This window comes from Streptomyces sp. NPDC043996 (assembly GCF_056435225.1).
On the sequence record NZ_JBWKEY010000005.1, the window covers coordinates 394,457 to 411,538 of the forward strand.

Annotated in this window: 11 protein-coding genes; 10 read left to right on the forward strand and 1 reads right to left on the reverse strand. The window is 73.4% G+C overall.

Annotated elements, in window-relative coordinates:
• Positions 1–399: 399 nt before the first annotated feature.
• The 6 genes from AC07A4_RS15805 (at position 400) to AC07A4_RS15830 (ending at position 8,551) form a co-directional block, all read left to right on the forward strand.
• Entirely contained in the window at positions 400–1,290 is an 891-nt protein-coding gene (locus AC07A4_RS15805; RefSeq protein ID WP_478598248.1) for an FAD binding domain-containing protein, read from the forward strand.
• Positions 1,290–1,883: a (2Fe-2S)-binding protein gene (locus AC07A4_RS15810; protein WP_478598250.1), complete on the forward strand. Its 594-nt coding sequence runs from the start codon at positions 1,290–1,292 to the stop codon at positions 1,881–1,883. Before AC07A4_RS15805 ends, AC07A4_RS15810 begins: the two co-directional genes overlap by 1 nt.
• 4 nt (positions 1,884–1,887) lie before the next feature.
• A complete protein-coding gene (locus tag AC07A4_RS15815) occupies positions 1,888–4,278 on the forward strand; it encodes a xanthine dehydrogenase family protein molybdopterin-binding subunit (RefSeq protein WP_478598252.1) in 2,391 nt (796 codons plus the stop codon).
• A 227-nt stretch (positions 4,279–4,505) separates the two neighbouring features.
• Complete coding sequence (locus AC07A4_RS15820) at positions 4,506–5,963, forward strand: NCS2 family permease (protein WP_478598255.1); 1,458 nt, start codon at positions 4,506–4,508, stop codon at positions 5,961–5,963.
• Between the two features lie 55 nt (positions 5,964–6,018).
• Entirely contained in the window at positions 6,019–7,164 is a 1,146-nt protein-coding gene (locus tag AC07A4_RS15825; RefSeq protein ID WP_478598258.1) for an XdhC family protein, read from the forward strand.
• Positions 7,165–7,228: 64 nt separating this feature from the next.
• Entirely contained in the window at positions 7,229–8,551 is a 1,323-nt protein-coding gene (locus AC07A4_RS15830) for a cytochrome P450 (protein WP_478598260.1), read from the forward strand.
• A gap of 57 nt (positions 8,552–8,608) precedes the next feature.
• Here AC07A4_RS15830 and AC07A4_RS15835 read toward each other — a convergent pair whose 3' ends face one another.
• Positions 8,609–9,400 (reverse strand): polysaccharide deacetylase family protein, encoded by a 792-nt coding sequence (locus tag AC07A4_RS15835; protein WP_478598935.1) that lies wholly within the window; start codon positions 9,398–9,400, stop codon positions 8,609–8,611.
• A gap of 362 nt (positions 9,401–9,762) precedes the next feature.
• On the opposite strand from AC07A4_RS15835, the gene AC07A4_RS15840 reads away from it, so the two are divergent.
• The 4 genes from AC07A4_RS15840 (at position 9,763) to lanKC (AC07A4_RS15855) (ending at position 17,079) form a co-directional block, all read left to right on the forward strand.
• The gene (locus AC07A4_RS15840; protein ID WP_478598262.1) at positions 9,763–10,518 is read left to right on the forward strand and encodes a helix-turn-helix domain-containing protein; all 756 of its coding nucleotides are present in this window, start codon (positions 9,763–9,765) and stop codon (positions 10,516–10,518) included.
• Positions 10,519–10,712: 194 nt separating this feature from the next.
• Positions 10,713–11,777: a radical SAM protein gene (locus AC07A4_RS15845; protein WP_478598265.1), complete on the forward strand. Its 1,065-nt coding sequence runs from the start codon at positions 10,713–10,715 to the stop codon at positions 11,775–11,777.
• On the forward strand, positions 11,774–14,311 hold the full coding sequence (gene lanKC / locus AC07A4_RS15850; RefSeq protein ID WP_478598267.1) for a class III lanthionine synthetase LanKC: 2,538 nt from the start codon (positions 11,774–11,776) through the stop codon (positions 14,309–14,311). Before AC07A4_RS15845 ends, lanKC (AC07A4_RS15850) begins: the two co-directional genes overlap by 4 nt.
• Positions 14,312–14,550: 239 nt before the next feature.
• Positions 14,551–17,079, forward strand: a complete 2,529-nt coding sequence (gene lanKC / locus AC07A4_RS15855) for a class III lanthionine synthetase LanKC (RefSeq protein ID WP_478598270.1) — start codon at positions 14,551–14,553, stop codon at positions 17,077–17,079.
• Positions 17,080–17,082: the final 3 nt, after the last annotated feature.

The window sequence follows — 17,082 nt, forward strand, 5'->3', positions numbered from 1 at the left end:
TGGGACCCGTTCTTCATACGAATCTACAAGACTCCTGGCTTGGCCAGCCAACTCCTTCATGGTTTCGGTGACTGACCCCATCGGAGGACGGGACGGTGTACTGACCCCACTCCGCGTTAACAGCACATGAACGAGCAGTCGAGAGGCGAACGGCCCACATGGCCGGATCGATCGCCTCCCCTCGGAAGCCGGACCTCCGCCGCCACCCGGACGGCGTACGGCGGCTTCCCCCGGACGGCCGCGGCCGCGGCCGTGGAACGCGATCACCGGACAGCGCTGGACACGATCACAGCACACGATCACCGAGCGACGCCGAACACGATCACCGATCACCGAGAACCGAGCACCACTACGCAGAGCACGATCACCAAGAGCACGATTACGAAGAGAGAGCCACTCATGGACTTCCTTCGCCCCGCCAGCTGGGAGGAGGCGCTCGCCGCGAAGGCCGAGCACCCCACGGCTGTGCCGATCGCGGGTGGCACCGACGTCATGGTCGAGATCAACTTCGACCACCGTCGGCCGGAGTACCTCCTGGACCTGAACCGCGTCGGTGCGCTGCGGGAGTGGGAGGTCGGCGAGGACACCGTCCGGCTCGGCGCCTCCGTTCCGTACACCGACATCATGGAGCACCTGCGCGCCGAGCTGCCCGGTCTGGCGCTCGCCTCGCACACCGTGGCCTCGCCGCAGATCCGCAACCGCGGCGGCGTCGGCGGCAACCTGGGCACCGCGTCCCCGGCCGGGGACGCCCACCCGGCGCTGCTCGCCGCGGGCGCCGAGGTCGAGGTGGAGTCCGTGCGCGGCACCCGGCGGATCCCGATCGACGACTTCTACACCGGCGTGAAGCGCAACGCGCTCGCCCCGGACGAGCTGATCAGCGCCGTGCACATCAAGAAGGCGGACGGACCGCAGCAGTACTCCAAGGTCGGCACCCGCAACGCCATGGTCATCGCCGTGTGCGCCTTCGGCATCGCGCTGCACCCAAAGACCCGCACCGTGCGCACCGGCATCGGCTCCGCGGCCCCCACACCGATCCGGGCGAAGGCCGCCGAGGAATTCCTGAACGCGGCCCTGGAGGAGGGCGGCTTCTGGGAAAGCAAGAAGATCATCACCCCGTCGGTCGCCAAGCAGTTCGCGGAGCTCGCCGCCGGGGCCGCCAACCCCATCGACGACGTCCGCGGCACCGCGAGCTACCGCCGCCACGCCGTCGGCATCATGGCCCGCCGCACGCTCGGCTGGACCTGGGAGTCCTATCGCGGCACCGGCCGCGGCACGGAGGGAGTCGCGTAATGCGTGTCAACTTCACGGTCAACGGCCGTCCGCAGGAAGCCGACGACGTGTGGGAGGGCGAGTCCCTGCTGTACGTGCTGCGCGAGCGCATGGGCCTGCCGGGCTCCAAGAACGCCTGCGAGCAGGGCGAGTGCGGCTCCTGCACCGTACGCCTCGACGGCGTGCCCGTATGTGCCTGCCTGGTCGCGGCCGGACAGGTCGAGGGCCGCGAGGTCGTGACCGTCGAGGGCCTCGCCGACTACGCCAAGCAGCGGGCGGAGCACGCCGGTTGCGCGTCCGAAGCCGCGGGCGCCTGCGGGGTTCCGCTGGACCAGGCCAAGCGCTGGCAGGCCGCCCCGGGCGACTCCCAGACCGGCGAGGGCGCCGAACTCTCGCCCGTCCAGCAGGCGTTCATCGACGCGGGCGCCGTGCAGTGCGGCTTCTGCACGCCGGGCCTGCTCGTCGCCGCCGACGAGATGCTGGAGCGCAACCCGGACCCGTCCGACGCCGACATCCGTGAGGCCCTCTCCGGCAACCTGTGCCGCTGCACGGGCTACGAGAAGATCCTGGACGCGGTCCGCCTCGCCGCCGCGCGCCAGACCGAGGAGGTCTGAGGTCATGGCCGACACCCGCACGACGGGCATTCCCGGCAACGTCACCCAGGGGTCGCGGACCAAGGGCGGCATCGGCGAGTCCACGCTGCGCCCGGACGGCACCCTCAAGGTCACCGGCGAGTTCGCGTACTCGTCCGACATGTGGCACGAGGACATGCTGTGGGGCCAGATCCTGCGCTCCCCGGTCGCGCACGCCGAGATCGTCTCCATCGACACCGGCGAGGCGCTCGCGACCTCCGGGGTCTACGCGGTCCTCACGTACGACGACCTGCCGACGGACGTGAAGAACTACGGCCTGGAGATCCAGGACACCCCGGTCCTCGCCCACGGCAAGGTGCGCCACCACGGCGAGCCGGTGGCCCTGGTGGCCGCCGACCACCCGGAGACCGCGCGCCGCGCCGCCGCCAAGATCAAGGTCGAGTACCGCGAGCTGCCCGTCATCACCGACGAGGCCAGCGCGACGGCGCCGGACGCGATCCTCGTCCACGAGGGCCGCGACGACCACCACGCGGGCCACGTCGCGCACCCGAACATCGTGCACCGCCAGCCCATCATCCGCGGCGACGCGGACGAGGCCGCGAAGCGGGCCGACGTGATCGTCACGGGCGACTACACCTTCGGCATGCAGGACCAGGCCTTCCTCGGCCCCGAGTCCGGCCTCGCCGTACCGGGCGAGGACGGCGGCGTCGACCTGTACGTCGCCACCCAGTGGCTGCACTCGGACCTCAAGCAGATCGCCCCCGTCCTCGGCCTGCCCGAGGAGAAGGTCCGGATGACGCTCGCCGGCGTCGGCGGCGCGTTCGGCGGCCGCGAGGACCTGTCGATGCAGATCCACGCCTGCCTCCTGGCGCTGCGCACCGGCAAGCCCGTCAAGATCGTCTACAACCGCTTCGAATCCTTCTTCGGGCACGTCCACCGCCACCCCGCCAAGCTCCACTACGAGCACGGGGCCACCAAGGACGGCAAGCTCACGCACATGAAGTGCCGGATCGTCCTGGACGGCGGCGCGTACGCCTCCGCGTCCCCGGCCGTGGTCGGCAACGCCTCCTCGCTGAGCGTCGGCCCGTACGTCGTCGACGACGTGGACATCGAGGCCATCGCGCTCTACACCAACAACCCGCCCTGCGGCGCCATGCGCGGCTTCGGCGCGGTCCAGGCGTGCTTCGCCTACGAGGCGCAGATGGACAAGCTGGCCGCGAAGCTGGGCCTTGACCCCGTCGCGTTCCGGCAGCTCAACGCTATGGAACAGGGCACGATCATGCCGACGGGGCAGCCGGTCGACTCCCCGGCCCCGGTCGCCGAACTCCTGCGCCGGGTCAAGGCGATGCCGCTGCCGCCCGAGCGCCAGTGGGAGACCACCGAGGGCTCGGACGTGCGCCAGCTGCCCGGCGGCCTGTCCAACACCACGCACGGCGAGGGCGTCGTCCGGGGCGTCGGGTACGCCGTCGGCATCAAGAACGTCGGCTTCTCCGAGGGCTTCGACGACTACTCGACCGCCCGGGTCCGCATGGAGGTCGTCGGCGGCGAGCCGGTCGCGACCGTGCACACCGCGATGGCGGAGGTCGGCCAGGGCGGCGTCACCGTGCACGCGCAGATCGCCCGCACCGAGCTCGGCGTCACCCAGGTGACCATCCACCCGGCCGACACCCAGGTCGGCAGCGCGGGGTCGACGTCCGCGTCGCGCCAGACGTACGTCACCGGCGGCGCCGTCAAGAACTCCTGCGAGGCCGTGCGCGAGAAGGTCCTTCAGCTCGGCCGGGAGAAGTTCGGCACGTACCACCCGGCGTGGGCCACCGCCGAACTCCTCCTGGAGGGCGGCAAGGTCGTCACCGACGGCGGCGAGGTCCTCGCCGACCTCGTGGACGTCCTGGAGGGCGAGGCCGTCGACATCGAGCTGGAGTGGCGCCACCGGCCCACCGAGGCCTTCGACCTGCGCACCGGCCAGGGCAACGGCCACGTCCAGTACTCCTTCGCCGCGCACCGCGCCGTCGTCGAGGTCGACACCGAACTCGGCCTGGTCAAGGTCATCGAGCTGGCCTGCGCGCAGGACGTCGGCAAGGCGCTCAACCCGCTCTCCGTCCTCGGCCAGATCCAGGGCGGCACCATCCAGGGCATGGGCGTCGCGGTGATGGAGGAGATCGTCGTCGACCCCAAGACCGCGAAGGTCAGGAACCCGTCCTTCACGGACTATCTGCTCCCGACCATCCTCGACACGCCGACCATCCCGGTCGACGTCCTCGAACTCGCCGACGAGCACGCCCCGTACGGGCTGCGCGGCATCGGCGAGGCCCCGACCCTGTCGTCGACTCCGGCGGTCCTCGCCGCCATCCGGAACGCGACGGGTCTCGAACTGAACAGGACGCCGGTCCGCCCGGAGCACCTCACCGGAACCTGACCGCTCCACCACCCCGCGCTCTCCGGGCGGTGTGCGCCTCCCAGGAACGTCACACTTCCCTCAAGCCCACACCGCCCGGAGCCCCCCAGTACCGCGCCGCTCGCGGTCGTCACGCTCCTTGTGAGCCCCCGTTCGTCTCGGGCCGTCCCCCGGGTCGTGCAGCCAGTCACCATCCCAAATCCCGCGCCGTCGCGCGGGTGCCCCTGTGAACCTTGGGAGTAGGCACCATGACCCAGCAGTCCCTGGAGCCCAAGACCACCGCGGAGGACGCGGGCCGCGGCTCGCGCGTCCCCGCCGGGCGGTCTTGGCTCGACCGGTACTTCCACATATCCCACCGGGGATCGACGGTCGCGCGAGAGGTGCGCGGCGGCATCACCACCTTCATGGCGATGGCGTACATCGTCCTGCTCAACCCGCTGATCCTGTCCGGCAAGGACGCCGCGGGCGACACGATGGGGCAGAAGGCCCTCATCACCGCGACCGCCTTCGCCGCGGCCGTCACCACCCTGCTGATGGGCTTCGTCGGCAAGGTGCCGCTCGCGCTCGCCGCCGGGCTCTCCGTGTCCGGGGTGATCGCCTCGCAGGTGGCGCCCGAGATGACCTGGCCGCAGGCCATGGGCATGTGCGTGCTGTACGGCGTGGTGATCATGCTTCTGGTGGTCACCGGGCTGCGTGAGATGATCATGAACGCGATCCCGCTCGCCCTGAAACACGGCATCACCATGGGGATCGGTCTGTTCATCGCCATCATCGGCCTGGTCAAGGGCGGCTTCGTGCACCAGGGCAAGGCCACCCCACTCACGCTCGGCCCCGCCGGTGAGCTCACGGGCTGGCCCGTGCTGCTCTTCGCGGGCACCCTGCTGCTGATCTTCATGCTGCAGGCCCGGGAGACCCCCGGCGCGATCCTCATCGGCATCGTCACCGGCACGCTCGTCGCCGTCGCCCTGAACGCGATGAACGTCATCGACCCCAAGCAGTGGGCCAACGGCGCCCCCGAGCTGCACGGCGGCGCGGTGTCGTCGCCCGACTTCTCGCTCTTCGGCGACGTGGAGTTCGGCGGCTGGGGCGAGGTCGGCGCGATGACGGTCGGCATGATCGTCTTCACCCTGGTCCTCGCGGGCTTCTTCGACGCCATGGCCACGATCATCGGCGTCGGCACCGAGGCCAACCTGGCCGACGACAAGGGCCGCATGCCCGGCCTGTCCAAGGCCCTGTTCATCGACGGCGCGGGCGGAGCCATCGGCGGCGTCGCGGGCGGCTCGGGGCAGACGGTGTTCGTCGAGTCCGCGACGGGCGTCGGCGAGGGCGCCCGCACGGGTCTCGCCTCGGTCGTCACCGGCCTGTTCTTCGCCGCGTGCCTGTTCTTCACGCCGGTGACCGCGATCGTCCCGCAGGAGGTCGCGTCCGCCGCGCTCGTCGTCATCGGCGCGATGATGATGATGAACGCCCGGCACGTCGACTGGGCCGACCGCGCCACCGCGATCCCGGTGTTCCTGACCGTGGTCCTGATGCCCTTCACGTACACCATCACCACCGGCGTCGCCGCCGGGGTCATCTCCTGGGTCGCCATCAAGACCGCCCAGGGCAAGGCGCGGGAGATCGGGGCCTTCATGTGGGGCCTGACCGTGATCTTCTTCGTGTACTTCGCGCTCAACCCCATCGAGAGCTGGCTCGGCGTGCACTAAGCGCACCCGCCCCGCTCCGCCGTTTCTACCGTTTACTGGAAACAGGAGGCCGACAATGCTGGACATCGCCGAAGAGCTGCACCGGTGGGTCGAGCAGGGACGCGACTTCGCCGTCGCCACGGTGGTGGCCGTCGGCGGCAGCGCCCCGCGCCAGCCGGGCGCCGCGCTCGCCGTCGACCGCGACGGCACGGCGATCGGCTCGGTCTCCGGCGGCTGTGTCGAGGGCGCGGTGTACGAGCTGTGCCAGCAGGTCCTCCAGGACGGCGCGACCGTTCTCGAAACCTTCGGCTACAGCGACGACGACGCCTTCGCCGTGGGCCTGACCTGCGGCGGCGTCATCGACATCCTGGTCACACCGGTCCGCGCGGACGGTCCCGCGCGGCCGGTGTTCGCCGCCGCCGTCCTCGCCGCCGCGCGCGGCGAGGCGGCGGCGGTCGCGCGCGTCACCTCAGGACCCGACGAGCTGCTCGGCCGGGCCCTGCTGGTGCGCGAGGGCGCAGGACACGAGGGCGGCTTCGGCGGCCACCCCGAGCTCGACCGCGCGGTGGCGGCCGAGGCCCGCGCGCTGCTCGACGCCGGGCGCACCGGGACCGTGGAGATCGGCGCGGACGGCTCCCGCTGCGGGCGGCCCCTGACCGTCCTGGTCGAGTCCTCAGTGCCGCCGCCCCGGATGATCGTCTTCGGCGCGATCGACTTCGCGTCGGCGCTGGTACGGGCCGGGAAGTTCCTCGGCTACCACGTCACCGTCTGCGACGCGCGGCCCGTCTTCGCGACGGCGGCCCGCTTCCCCGACGCCGACGACATCGTCGTGCGCTGGCCGCACGAGTACCTCGCGGACACCCACGTCGACGCCCGCACCGTCCTGTGCGTCCTCACCCACGACGCCAAGTTCGACGTACCGCTGCTGCGGCTCGCCCTGCGCCTGCCCGTCGCCTACGTGGGCGCGATGGGCTCGCGCCGCACCCACCTGGAGCGCAACGACCGGCTCCGCGCGGTCGGCGTCACCGAGCTCGAACTGGCCCGCCTGCGCTCCCCGATCGGCCTCGACCTCGGGGCGCGGACACCGGAGGAGACGGCCCTCTCGATCGCCGCGGAGGTCGTGGCGAGCCGCCGCGGCGGCTCCGGCCGCTCCCTCACCGGCGCCCACACCCCGATCCACCACGAGGGCCCGCGTCCCCGCCGCGTCGACTCGGTGGCCTGAGGCACGAAAGCGGAGCGTGTTCGCAGGGTTTCGCAGGGCGTGCGGCGTCGCCACCATGGAGCTCATGGATCGCGAACAGCACGCCAGGCTCGATGAGTTGATGCGTGACCCCTATCCGCTGTACGCGCGCGCCCGGCGCGCCCGGGGCCTCACGTACGTGCCCGAGATGCGGGCCTGGCTCGTCGCCAGGGACGCGGACGTGCGGGAGGTCCTGCGCCGCCCGGACGTGTTCTCGTCGGCGAATGCGGTCCGCGGGGACGTGGTCCCCTCACCGGCCGCCCTGGCCGTGCTCGCGGGCTCCGGAGCGGGCGACGGCGGCCGCAGCCGCGTCGTGGTCACCTCCGACGGCCCCGCCCACCAGCGGCTGCGCGCGCCGATCAGCCGCGGCCTGAGCCCGGCCCGGGTCGCCGCCGCGCTGCCGTACGTGACCGAGCGGGCCCAGGCGCTGGTGGACGCGCTCGCGGGCGAGGGTCGCGCGGAGCTGATGAGCGCGTACGCCCTGCGGCTGCCGGGGCAGGTGATCGGGCACGTCCTCGGCTTCGACCCGGCGGACGTGCCCGCCGTGGTGCGGGGCGGCCACAGCACCGAGCAACTGCTGTTCCGCCCGCTCGGCGAGGACGAGCAGATCGCCGCCGCCCACGACATGGTCGCCCTGCGCCGCCTCCTGGACGGCTATGTGCGCGACCGGTACGCGGCCCCGCGCGACGACCTGTGCAGCGAGATGGTCACCTCGCTCGTACCGGACGAGGGGGACGGGTACGGGGAGGAGCTCAGGGAGGCCGAGGACCGGGGGGAGCAGGGAGAGCGGGGGGACCTGCAAGTCCGGGGCGAGGGGCGGGTGCTGACGCTCGTTCAGCGCGCCGAGCTGGTGTCCCACCTGAACAACTTCCTGCTGGCCGGGCACCTCACCACGACCGCCCTCATCGGCACCACGTTCCTGCACCTGCTGCGCCACCCCGAGCAGTGGCGCCTCATCTGCGCGGAGCCGGAGCGGATTCCGGCCGCCATCGAGGAGGCCGCGCGGTACGACACCGCGTTGCAGGGGTTCCGCCGGGTGACCACGCGCGCGGTGACCCTCGCGGGCACCGAGCTGCCGCCGGGCGCCGAACTCCTGGTGGGGTTCGGCGCGGCGGGGCGCGACGACGCGCGCCACCCCCGGCCCGATGTGTTCGACCTCACGCGGCCCACCGCCGCCCGGCACGTGGCATTCGGCCTCGGCGCGCACGCGTGCCCGGGGGCGCAGCTGGCCCGGGAGCAGCTGCGGGTGACGCTGGAGCTGTTCACGCGGCGGTTCCCGGGGCTGCGGCTCGACGAGGACGGGGGCCCGGTCACGATGCGGCCCACGCTCATCCACCGCGCGCCGGAGGCCCTGCACGTCACCTGGTGAGCGCGGGGCCTGTGGCGGCGGACGGGGCGCGAGTCGCGGCGGACGGGGGCGACAGCCCTAGCGGTAGACCTTGCCAGGCTCCGCCTTGCCCGGTGCGAGCAGCTGGGGCACGGTCACGAACACATAGCCGCGCTTCTTGAGCCCGTCGATGACGCCGGGCACCGCGGGCACCGTGCCCTTGTAGATGTCGTGCAGCAGGATGATGCCGTCGCGGCTCGACTGCTCGAGGACCCGCTTGGTGATCAGGGCGGAGTCGTTGGTCGTGTAGTCCTTGGCCGTCACCGTCCAGAGGATCTCCGACAGGCCGAGCTCGCGGGAGAGCTTGTTGACCGCGTCGTTCGTGCGGCCCTGCGGCGGGCGCATCAGCGTCGGCTTTTTGCCGATGAGCTTCTCGATCGCCTTGTTCGGACGCTCGAGCTCCGCGCGCGCCTCCGCGGGCTTGATCTTGGTGAGGATCTTGTGCGACCAGGTGTGGCTCGCGACCTCGTGCCCCTCGGCGTCCATCTGCTTGACCAGCTCGGGGTACTTCTCGATGTGGTTCTTGCCGAGTGTGAAGAAGGTCGCGGGCACCTTCTCCTTCTTCAGGATCTTCAGCAGGCGCGGGGTGTTCTCGCTGGGGCCCGCGTCGAAGGTCAGCGCGATGCACTTGGCCTTGCGGCAGTCGACGCTGCCGAAGCCCGCCTGGTCCTTGCCCTTCGCGTCCGCGGCGCCCTTGCGGACGGCGCTCGGGGAGACGGTGTCCAGCTGGGTGCAGCCGGTGAGGGCGAGGCTCGCCGCCACGCTCGCCGCGAGCGCGGCGGCGCCGAGGACGGGCGTGCGCGAACGCAACCCCTTCCCCGGGTTCTTCATCTTGACTATCGGACGCATGCCGGAACTATACATGGGGTGTATACGTGTAGTTCATAGCGCCCCCGCCGGGCCCCGCCCCGCAAATGAGCCCTGCGCGCCCCCGAGCGCCGGGTGGTCCGCGTGTGCCGCACCCGGGTGCGGGTGGCGCCCGGTGCGTGTGAGGGCAGAGGTGCCAGGGGCGGGTGGGCTGACAGAGGCGCTGGGGGGAGCGCCCCGTGGTGGCCGTGAGTCGGCGCATTCTCGTCTGGCGGTAATGCCACGAACCCGCGCAGCATGGCCAGTTGCCCGCGGCCTCGTCAGGGGGGACGCGGGTGTGCGAACGGGGGAGAACGACCATGCCAGGGACCCAACTGTCATCAGCCATGCCCGCACGCGGGCGCAACGGTACGGGACGGGCGCGACTGCGGCCCGCGGCGGAGGCGGAGCCACCGGACGACCGCGGGGCATCCCTCCAGCAGGGCCGAGGGGTGCTCGTCGGAGCCTTCGCCCTGCTCGAGGCGTTGCGCCGGCGCGGCGGCGAGGCGAGCCTCACGGAACTCGCGCTCGCCTGCTCGGTGCCCAAGGGCAGCGCCCACCGCCTCCTCGACCAGCTCGGCCTCGTCGGCGCCGTGGAACGCAGAGGCAGCCGCTACGTCGTCGGGCCGCAGCTCTTCCGGCTCGGCCAGGCCTGGCAGCCCTACCCGGGCCTGCGCCCCGCCGCCCGCATCCCGCTGCACCGCCTTCGCGCCTCCACCGGTGCCAGCGTCGTGCTCACCGTGCTGCGCGACGAACTCGCCCTGACCGTGGCCTCGGTGCCCGGCAGGGTCGAGGGGCTCGTGCCCGTGCACAACGGGATGAGCTTCCCGCTGGACACCGCCGCGGGCCGCGTCTTCACCGACGGCCCGCGCGGGCCCGTCCTCGACCGCGAGCAGGTCCAGGAGGGAGTGTCCTGCGTCGCGATGCCCGTGCGGGCACCGGACGGGCGGACCGTCGCCGCGCTCGCCGCGGTGGTGCCCGCGGCGGCGAAGCTGGCCGCGGTGTCGGCCGCGGCGGCCGCCGCGGCCGCGGCCATCGAGGCCCGCCTGGCCCGGATGCCGCCCAGGAGCACGGCCGCGGCGGCCTCCCTGCTGCGGTACTGAATTCCCGCTTCCGTCCCGTGCGGGGGCCGCGCCGTTGTTCCGGTGAGCGGAACAGTTGTGGCGCGGCCCCCGCGCCTTTGGCCATCGTGAGGTCACCCGCTCCGGAGGAATGCCAGCCGGATTCGGGGACGGAAACCGGGCGGACCGCCGCAGGCTGCCGGACGCGCGCATGCGAGACGATTCTGGGGGAATTCATGCACGATGCCGAAGGTCCGGAGATCATCATCTGGGACATCACGTACGCGTGTCCGCTCCGGTGCGTCCACTGCTATTCCGAATCCGGCCGCAGGCCCTCGCGGCAGCTGCGCTCCGCCGAGGACGGCATGCGCGTCACCGACGCCTTCCTCGCCCTCAAGCCGCGCGTGGTCTCGATCGCGGGCGGCGAGCCGCTGCTGATCAAAAACGTCCTCGACATCGCCCGCAAGCTCACCGACGCGTCCATCGCCACCTGCCTGTACACCAGCGGCTGGCTGTTCGACGAGACGCTGCCCGACCGCCTCGCCGAGGTGTTCAGCCAGATCACGGTCAGCGTCGACGGGGCCCGCGCCGCCACCCACGACCGCGTCCGCGGCCGGGCCGGCTCCTTCGACCGGGCCATGACGGCACTGGGCCATCTTGAGCGGACGGCTGTGCGCCGCGCCGCCGCCGGCCTCGGACAGCTCAATTACACCGTCGAATACGTGGTGATGCGCGGCAACCTCGACGAACTCGAGGATTTCGTCCGCCTCATGGCCGACCGTTTTCCGCATCTCGCCAGCATCACCTTCAACGCCGCCGCGCCCTCCGGACTCGGCAGCGGCGTCGAATTCGGCGAAACCGAGCTTTTGTTCGACGAACAGATGGAGTGGCTCGTCACCAAGGAATTCCAGGAGAGCCTCGGGTCCCTGGCGAGCGAGCACACCCGCGTCTTCACGACCGACAACCTCGGCCTCATCATGCCGCCGGACCCGCGCTCGCCCCGCGACGGCTCCCACGTGATGCAGGTCGAACCCGACGGCGAGGTCCGCTGGATGCCCGTGTACGAGGGCTCCGTCGGCAACCTCCTGCGCGACGACCCCTACGCCGTCTGGGCCCGGGCCAAGGAGCGCTGGGGCGACCCGTACGTCCTGCGGACGCTGCGGCCGGTGCGCACCGTCCGCGAGTGGGCCGCGGCGGCCCGGCAGCTCAACGACCGCTTCGCCGCGGAGGCGGACCGGGAGCGGCTCGAACGGCGGAAGGGTCCGGTGCCGGTCGCGCTGACCGCCAGGCCCGCCCGATGATGACACCGGAGGACTTCCACCGGTTCAGCCTCGCCGACCCCGACTTCTTCGAACGCCCCGAACTGCTCGACGACACCGCCGAGCGGTTCGCGGCCTGCGACGTCCCGGCGCCCCCGGGCTGGCGGCGCACCGCGTCGGACTGGTGGATACAGCTGCGCCCCGCGCGCCCCGCCCTGCCCGAGAAGGGCTGGCTCGTGCACGTCTCCGTCGGCCTGACGGAGGTCGAGAAGGCCGTCGAGATCGTCCGGGGCCACTGCCTCGACCGGGGCGTCCCCTTCGACTTCATCCGCAGCACCACCACCGCCCGCGAGGTCAACGGCGACCGCGCGGACCGCTTCGGCTGCGGCAAGCTCATCACCGTCTACGCCGTCGACGACACCGCCTTGACCGAGACGCTCCACCACCTCGGCGTGCTCCTGCACGGCATGAGCGGACCGCGCGTCCTCGGCGCCCTCACCCACGGCGAGGGACCGCTGCACGTGCGGTACGACGCCTACGCCCCGCCCGGCACCCGCGCCGGGCCCCCGAGCGCCGTCTTCGCGCCGCCCCAGGACCGGCCGCTGCCCCCGGTCCTCGCCGATGACCTGGCGGCCCGGCGCACCCGGCCCGCGGCCGACTTCCCGTACCGCGTCCAGAGCGCCCTGCGCCTCGGCTGCGGCGGCGGCACCTACCTCGCCGCCACCGAGCCCGCCGCCCCCAGCACCGGCACCAGCGCCGGACGGACCGTCGTCCTGAAGGAGGCCCGCCCCGGCGCCGGTCTCGACGCCCGGGGCGACGACGCCGCCACCCGGCTCGCCCGCGAGCACCACAACCTGACCCGCCTCGCGGGCCTCGGCTGCGTACCCGCGCCCGGCCCCTACCGCACCGTCGGCGGGCACCACTTCCTCGAACGCGAGCACGTCGAGGGCACCAACCTGTTCGCCGAGAGCCTGCGCCTGCCGCTCGGCACGAGCGCGTACGCCCGCCGCGAGATTCCCGGCTACACCCGCTGGGCGCTCGGCGTCCTCGACCGCCTGGAGCGGGCCCTCGACGCGGTGCGCGCACGGGGCCTCAGGCTCGGCGAACTGCGGCCGCACAACGTCGTGCTGCGGCCCGGCGGCGACGGCGACATCGTTCTGATCGACCTGGCGTCGGCGACCGCCCTCGACGACGACCGGCCGCCCGCCCACGGCGACCCCGGCTTCACCGTGCCCCCGGGCCTGACCGGCGCCCAGGCGCACGCGTACCTCCTGAACTGCGTGCGCATGGCGCTGCTGCTGCCCGTCGACCACGGCGACCCGGTGAAGGTGCCCACCCTGGTCGCCGAGATCGGCCGCCACCACCCGGTGCCGCCCGGCCACGGCGAGCGGATGCTCACCGCGCTCCTGCCCCAGGGCGGGCCCGAAAGGGCCGACACCGCAGGGGAGTTGTTCACCGAGACGCCCCTGGACTGGCCGCGCGTCCGCGACGCCCTGGTGCGCGGCATCCACCAGGCGGCCACGCCGGAACGCGCCGACCGGCTGTTCCCCGGGACCCCCACCGGGCCCCGGCGGCTCGGCGGGGCCGCCTTCGGCTATGGCGCCGCCGGAGTCCTCTACGCCCTGCACCAGGCGGGCGCCGAACTCCCCGACGCCTATCCGCGCTGGCTGGCCGCGACCGCCCGCGCGGCGAGCGACCCGCCGCCGGGCCTGTACGACGGGCTGCACGGCGTCGCGTACACCCTCGACGTCCTCGGCCACCGCGAGGCGGCGCTCGACCTGCTCGGCCGGTGTGCCTCCGCCACCGGGCGGGTCGGCGCCGACCTGTTCTCCGGGCGCGCGGGCATCGCCCTGAACCTGCTGCACTTCGCCGCCGTCACCGGCGAGCGGCGCCACGAGGACGAGGCCCTGCGCATCGCCGAGACCCTCGCCGACGAGGCCCCCGCGCCCGGGCGCCCCGACGCCTACGAACCCATCGGGCTGCTGCACGGCCCGACCGGCGCGGCCGCCCTGTTCTGCCGCCTGCACGAGCACACCGGCGCGGAGCGCTACCTCGACCTGGCCGAGCGGGCCCTCGCGCACGACCTCGCCCGCTGCGTGACCGCGCCCGACGGCGGCGTCCAGCTGCGGCACGCGACCACCACGCTGCCGTATCTGCACGGCGGCAGCAGCGGCCTCGCCGCCGTCCTGCCGTACCTGCTGCGCCACCGCCCCGACGACACCCGCGCCGCGCTCCTCGCCGGGGTCTACCGCGCCTGCGGCGTCCTGTACGTCCGCTTCCCCGGCCTGCTGCGCGGCCGCGCCGGGGCGATCGCCACCCTCGCGGCGGCGCGCGACGCCGCGCACCGGGCGCCCCTGGAGCAGCAGATCCGGCTGCTCGCCTGGCACGCCCGCACCTGGAAGGGCGCCCTCGCCTTCCCGGGCCTGCGGATGCCGCGCCTCTCCATGGACCTGGCCACCGGTTCCGCCGGTGTCCTGCTCGCCCTGGCCGCGGCGTACGAAGGGGTCACCGCCTTGCCCCTGCTGCCGCCCCGGCCAGCCGTCCGCCCGGACGCTCGGAAGGAGGTGAAGTCATGACGGACATCCTCGAACTCCAGGACCTCGAAGAGGAGAGCGCGTCGCTGTGGCCGTGCAACACCGGCAGCAGCCAGAGCGGTTTCGCGTTCCTCTGAAGCCCACGGAGCACATGACGGTCGAGCGGCCGACGGCGACGCCCTGGTCGCGGCCGCTCGACCCCTTTTTCCGCCCCTTTTTCCGCTTTCTCCGCGCACTCCCTGCCGCCCGACCGGCCCCGGCAACGGAAGGACGCACCCGTCATGAGCTACCCCGGCGACGCCCCCCTGTTCACCGACGGCCTTGAGCACTTCGACGACGAGGCGACCTGGTTCGCCCGCGGCCGTGCCCCCGTGCCCGACGGCTGGGAGCGCGCCGACCAGGGCATCTGGGTCAATCTGCGGCCCCAGGGCGCCCTCCTGCCCCGGCAGGGCTGGAAGGCGCACGCCTCGGCGAGGGCCGCCGACGCCGAGCGGGTCGTCGACACCGTCTGGGACTACTGCGTCGCCCGCGACATCGCCTTCAAGTTCCTGCGCGGCGGCGCCCTCCTGAAGCAGATCAACGGAAAGCCGGCGCCCCGCTCGTCGGGCGGCAAGCTCGTCACCCTCTACCCCGCCGACGACGCGGTCCTCGAACTCACCCTGAAGGAACTGACGTCGCTCCTGCACGGCGTCGCGGGACCCTACGTCCTCAACGACCTGCGCTGGGGCCCAGGACCGCTGTACGTGCGCTACGGCGCGTTCCAGGAGCGCTACTGCTTCGCCCCGGACGGCGCCTACGTCGCGGCGGTCGAGCGGCCCGACGGCGTCCTCGTCCCGGACACGCGCGGCGCCTCGTTCAAGGTGCCCGAGTGGGCCGAGGTGCCCGCCTTCGTCCAGGAGCAGATCGCCACCGCCGCGCGGGAGCGGCGCGCGGGCACGTTCCCCTACCGCGTGGAGAAGGCACTCCTGTTCAGCAACGGCGGCGGCGTCTACCGCGCCGTCGAGACCGCCACCGGGCGGCCCGTCGTGCTGCGCGAGGCCCGCCCGCACGCCGGGCTCGACCTGCGCGGCACGGACGCCGTGGCCCGGCTCGCCCACGAACACGCGGTGCTGGAGGCCCTCGACGGCCTGGACGGGCAGGCGCCCAGGACGTACGGCCGCGTCCGGCACTGGGAACACCACTTCCTCGTCGAGGAGTTCATTGAGGGCGAGCCCCTCCACGAGGCCATCGGACGCCGCCACCCGCTGCTGCGGCCCGGCGCCACCGCCGCCGAGCGCGACGCCTACGCCGCGTGGGCGCACACCACGTACACCAGGATCGAGCGGGCGCTCACCGCGCTGCACGAGCGCGGCCTCGTGTTCGGCGACCTGAAGCCCGGCAACGTCATGGTCCGCCCCGACGGCTCCGTCTGCCTCGTCGACTTCGAGACCGCACGCGAGGCCGACCGCGACAGCGGCGCGGAGGGCGCGAGCGCCCTGGCCACCGAGGGCTTCAGCGCGCCCTGGGCGCGGAGCGGCCGCGCCGCGGACGAGCACGCCCTCGCCTGCCTGCGCCTCGCCCTGTACCTGCCGCTCACCGAACTGCTGCGGTTCGCGCCCGGCAAGCACCGCGAGCTCATCGCCGCCGCCGAGGACCGCTTCGCGGTGCCGGACGACTTCGGCCCGTCGCTGCGCCGCCGCCTCGCGCCCCCGCACGAGCCGGACGCGCCACGCGCGACCTGGCCCGACGGCGACGACGACGCCGCCTGGCAGGCCCTCGTCGACGACCTGCGCGCCGCCGTCCTCGCCAGCGCCACCCCCGACCGCCACGACCGGCTCTTCCCCGGCGACGTCCGGCAGCTGGAGCACCAGGGCGCGTCCCTCGCGTTCGGCGCCGCCGGGGTCCTGCACGCGCTGCGCGTCACGGGCCGCGCCCCGCACCCCGGCGCCGCGGAACACGCCGACTGGCTCGTCCGCGCCGCCCGCGCCGAGCGCTGGCCGCGGCCGGGCCTGTACGACGGCGTGGCGGGCGTCGCGTGCGTACTCGACGACCTCGGCCTGCGCGCCGAAGCCCTCGAAGTCCTCGCCCGGCTACGGGAGTTCGACCTTCAGCGGTGCGGGTCATCGCTGTTCGGCGGGCTCGCGGGCATCGGCCTCGCACTGCTGCGGTTCGGCCCCGAAGCGGCCACGGCCGCAGGGCGCGGCAGCGCCGGGGGAGCGCCCGCCATCGGCCGCGCGCTCGCCCGCAGGCTCGCCGCCGAGTCCGGCGCGACCGGCCTGATGCGCGGCTGGTCGGGACCGGCCCTGCTGTTCACGCGCCTGTACGAGGCCACCGGCGACTCCTCGTGGCTGCGGTACGCGGGCACCGCCCTGGCCCGGGACCTCGGCCACCTGGGCGTCCCCAGCGGCCGCCGCCTCCAGGTCCGCTCCGGGCCGCTGTGGCGCTGCGGGCTCGACGCCGGGAGCGCCGGGATCGGCCTCGCCCTCGACGCCTATCTGCGCGTCCGCGACGACGCCCACCTGGCCCACGCGCGCGACCGCGTCCGCGACGGCCTGGACACCGAACTCCTCCTCAACAGCGGCCTGTTCAGCGGCCAGGCGGGCGTCCTGTACGCCAGCGCCCACCTCGGCGCGCCCACCGCGCCGCACCTGAGGTCCCTCGGCCTGCACGCCGTGCGCCACCAGGGCCGCACCGCCTTCGCCCTCGACGGCCGCCTGCGCCTGTCGATGGACCTCGCCACCGGCACCGCGGGCGTCCTGCTCGCCGTCCACGCCGCGCGCTTCGGCGTCGCCCCGGGCGCGCTGCCGTTCCTGACGACCACCGGTCCGTGACCC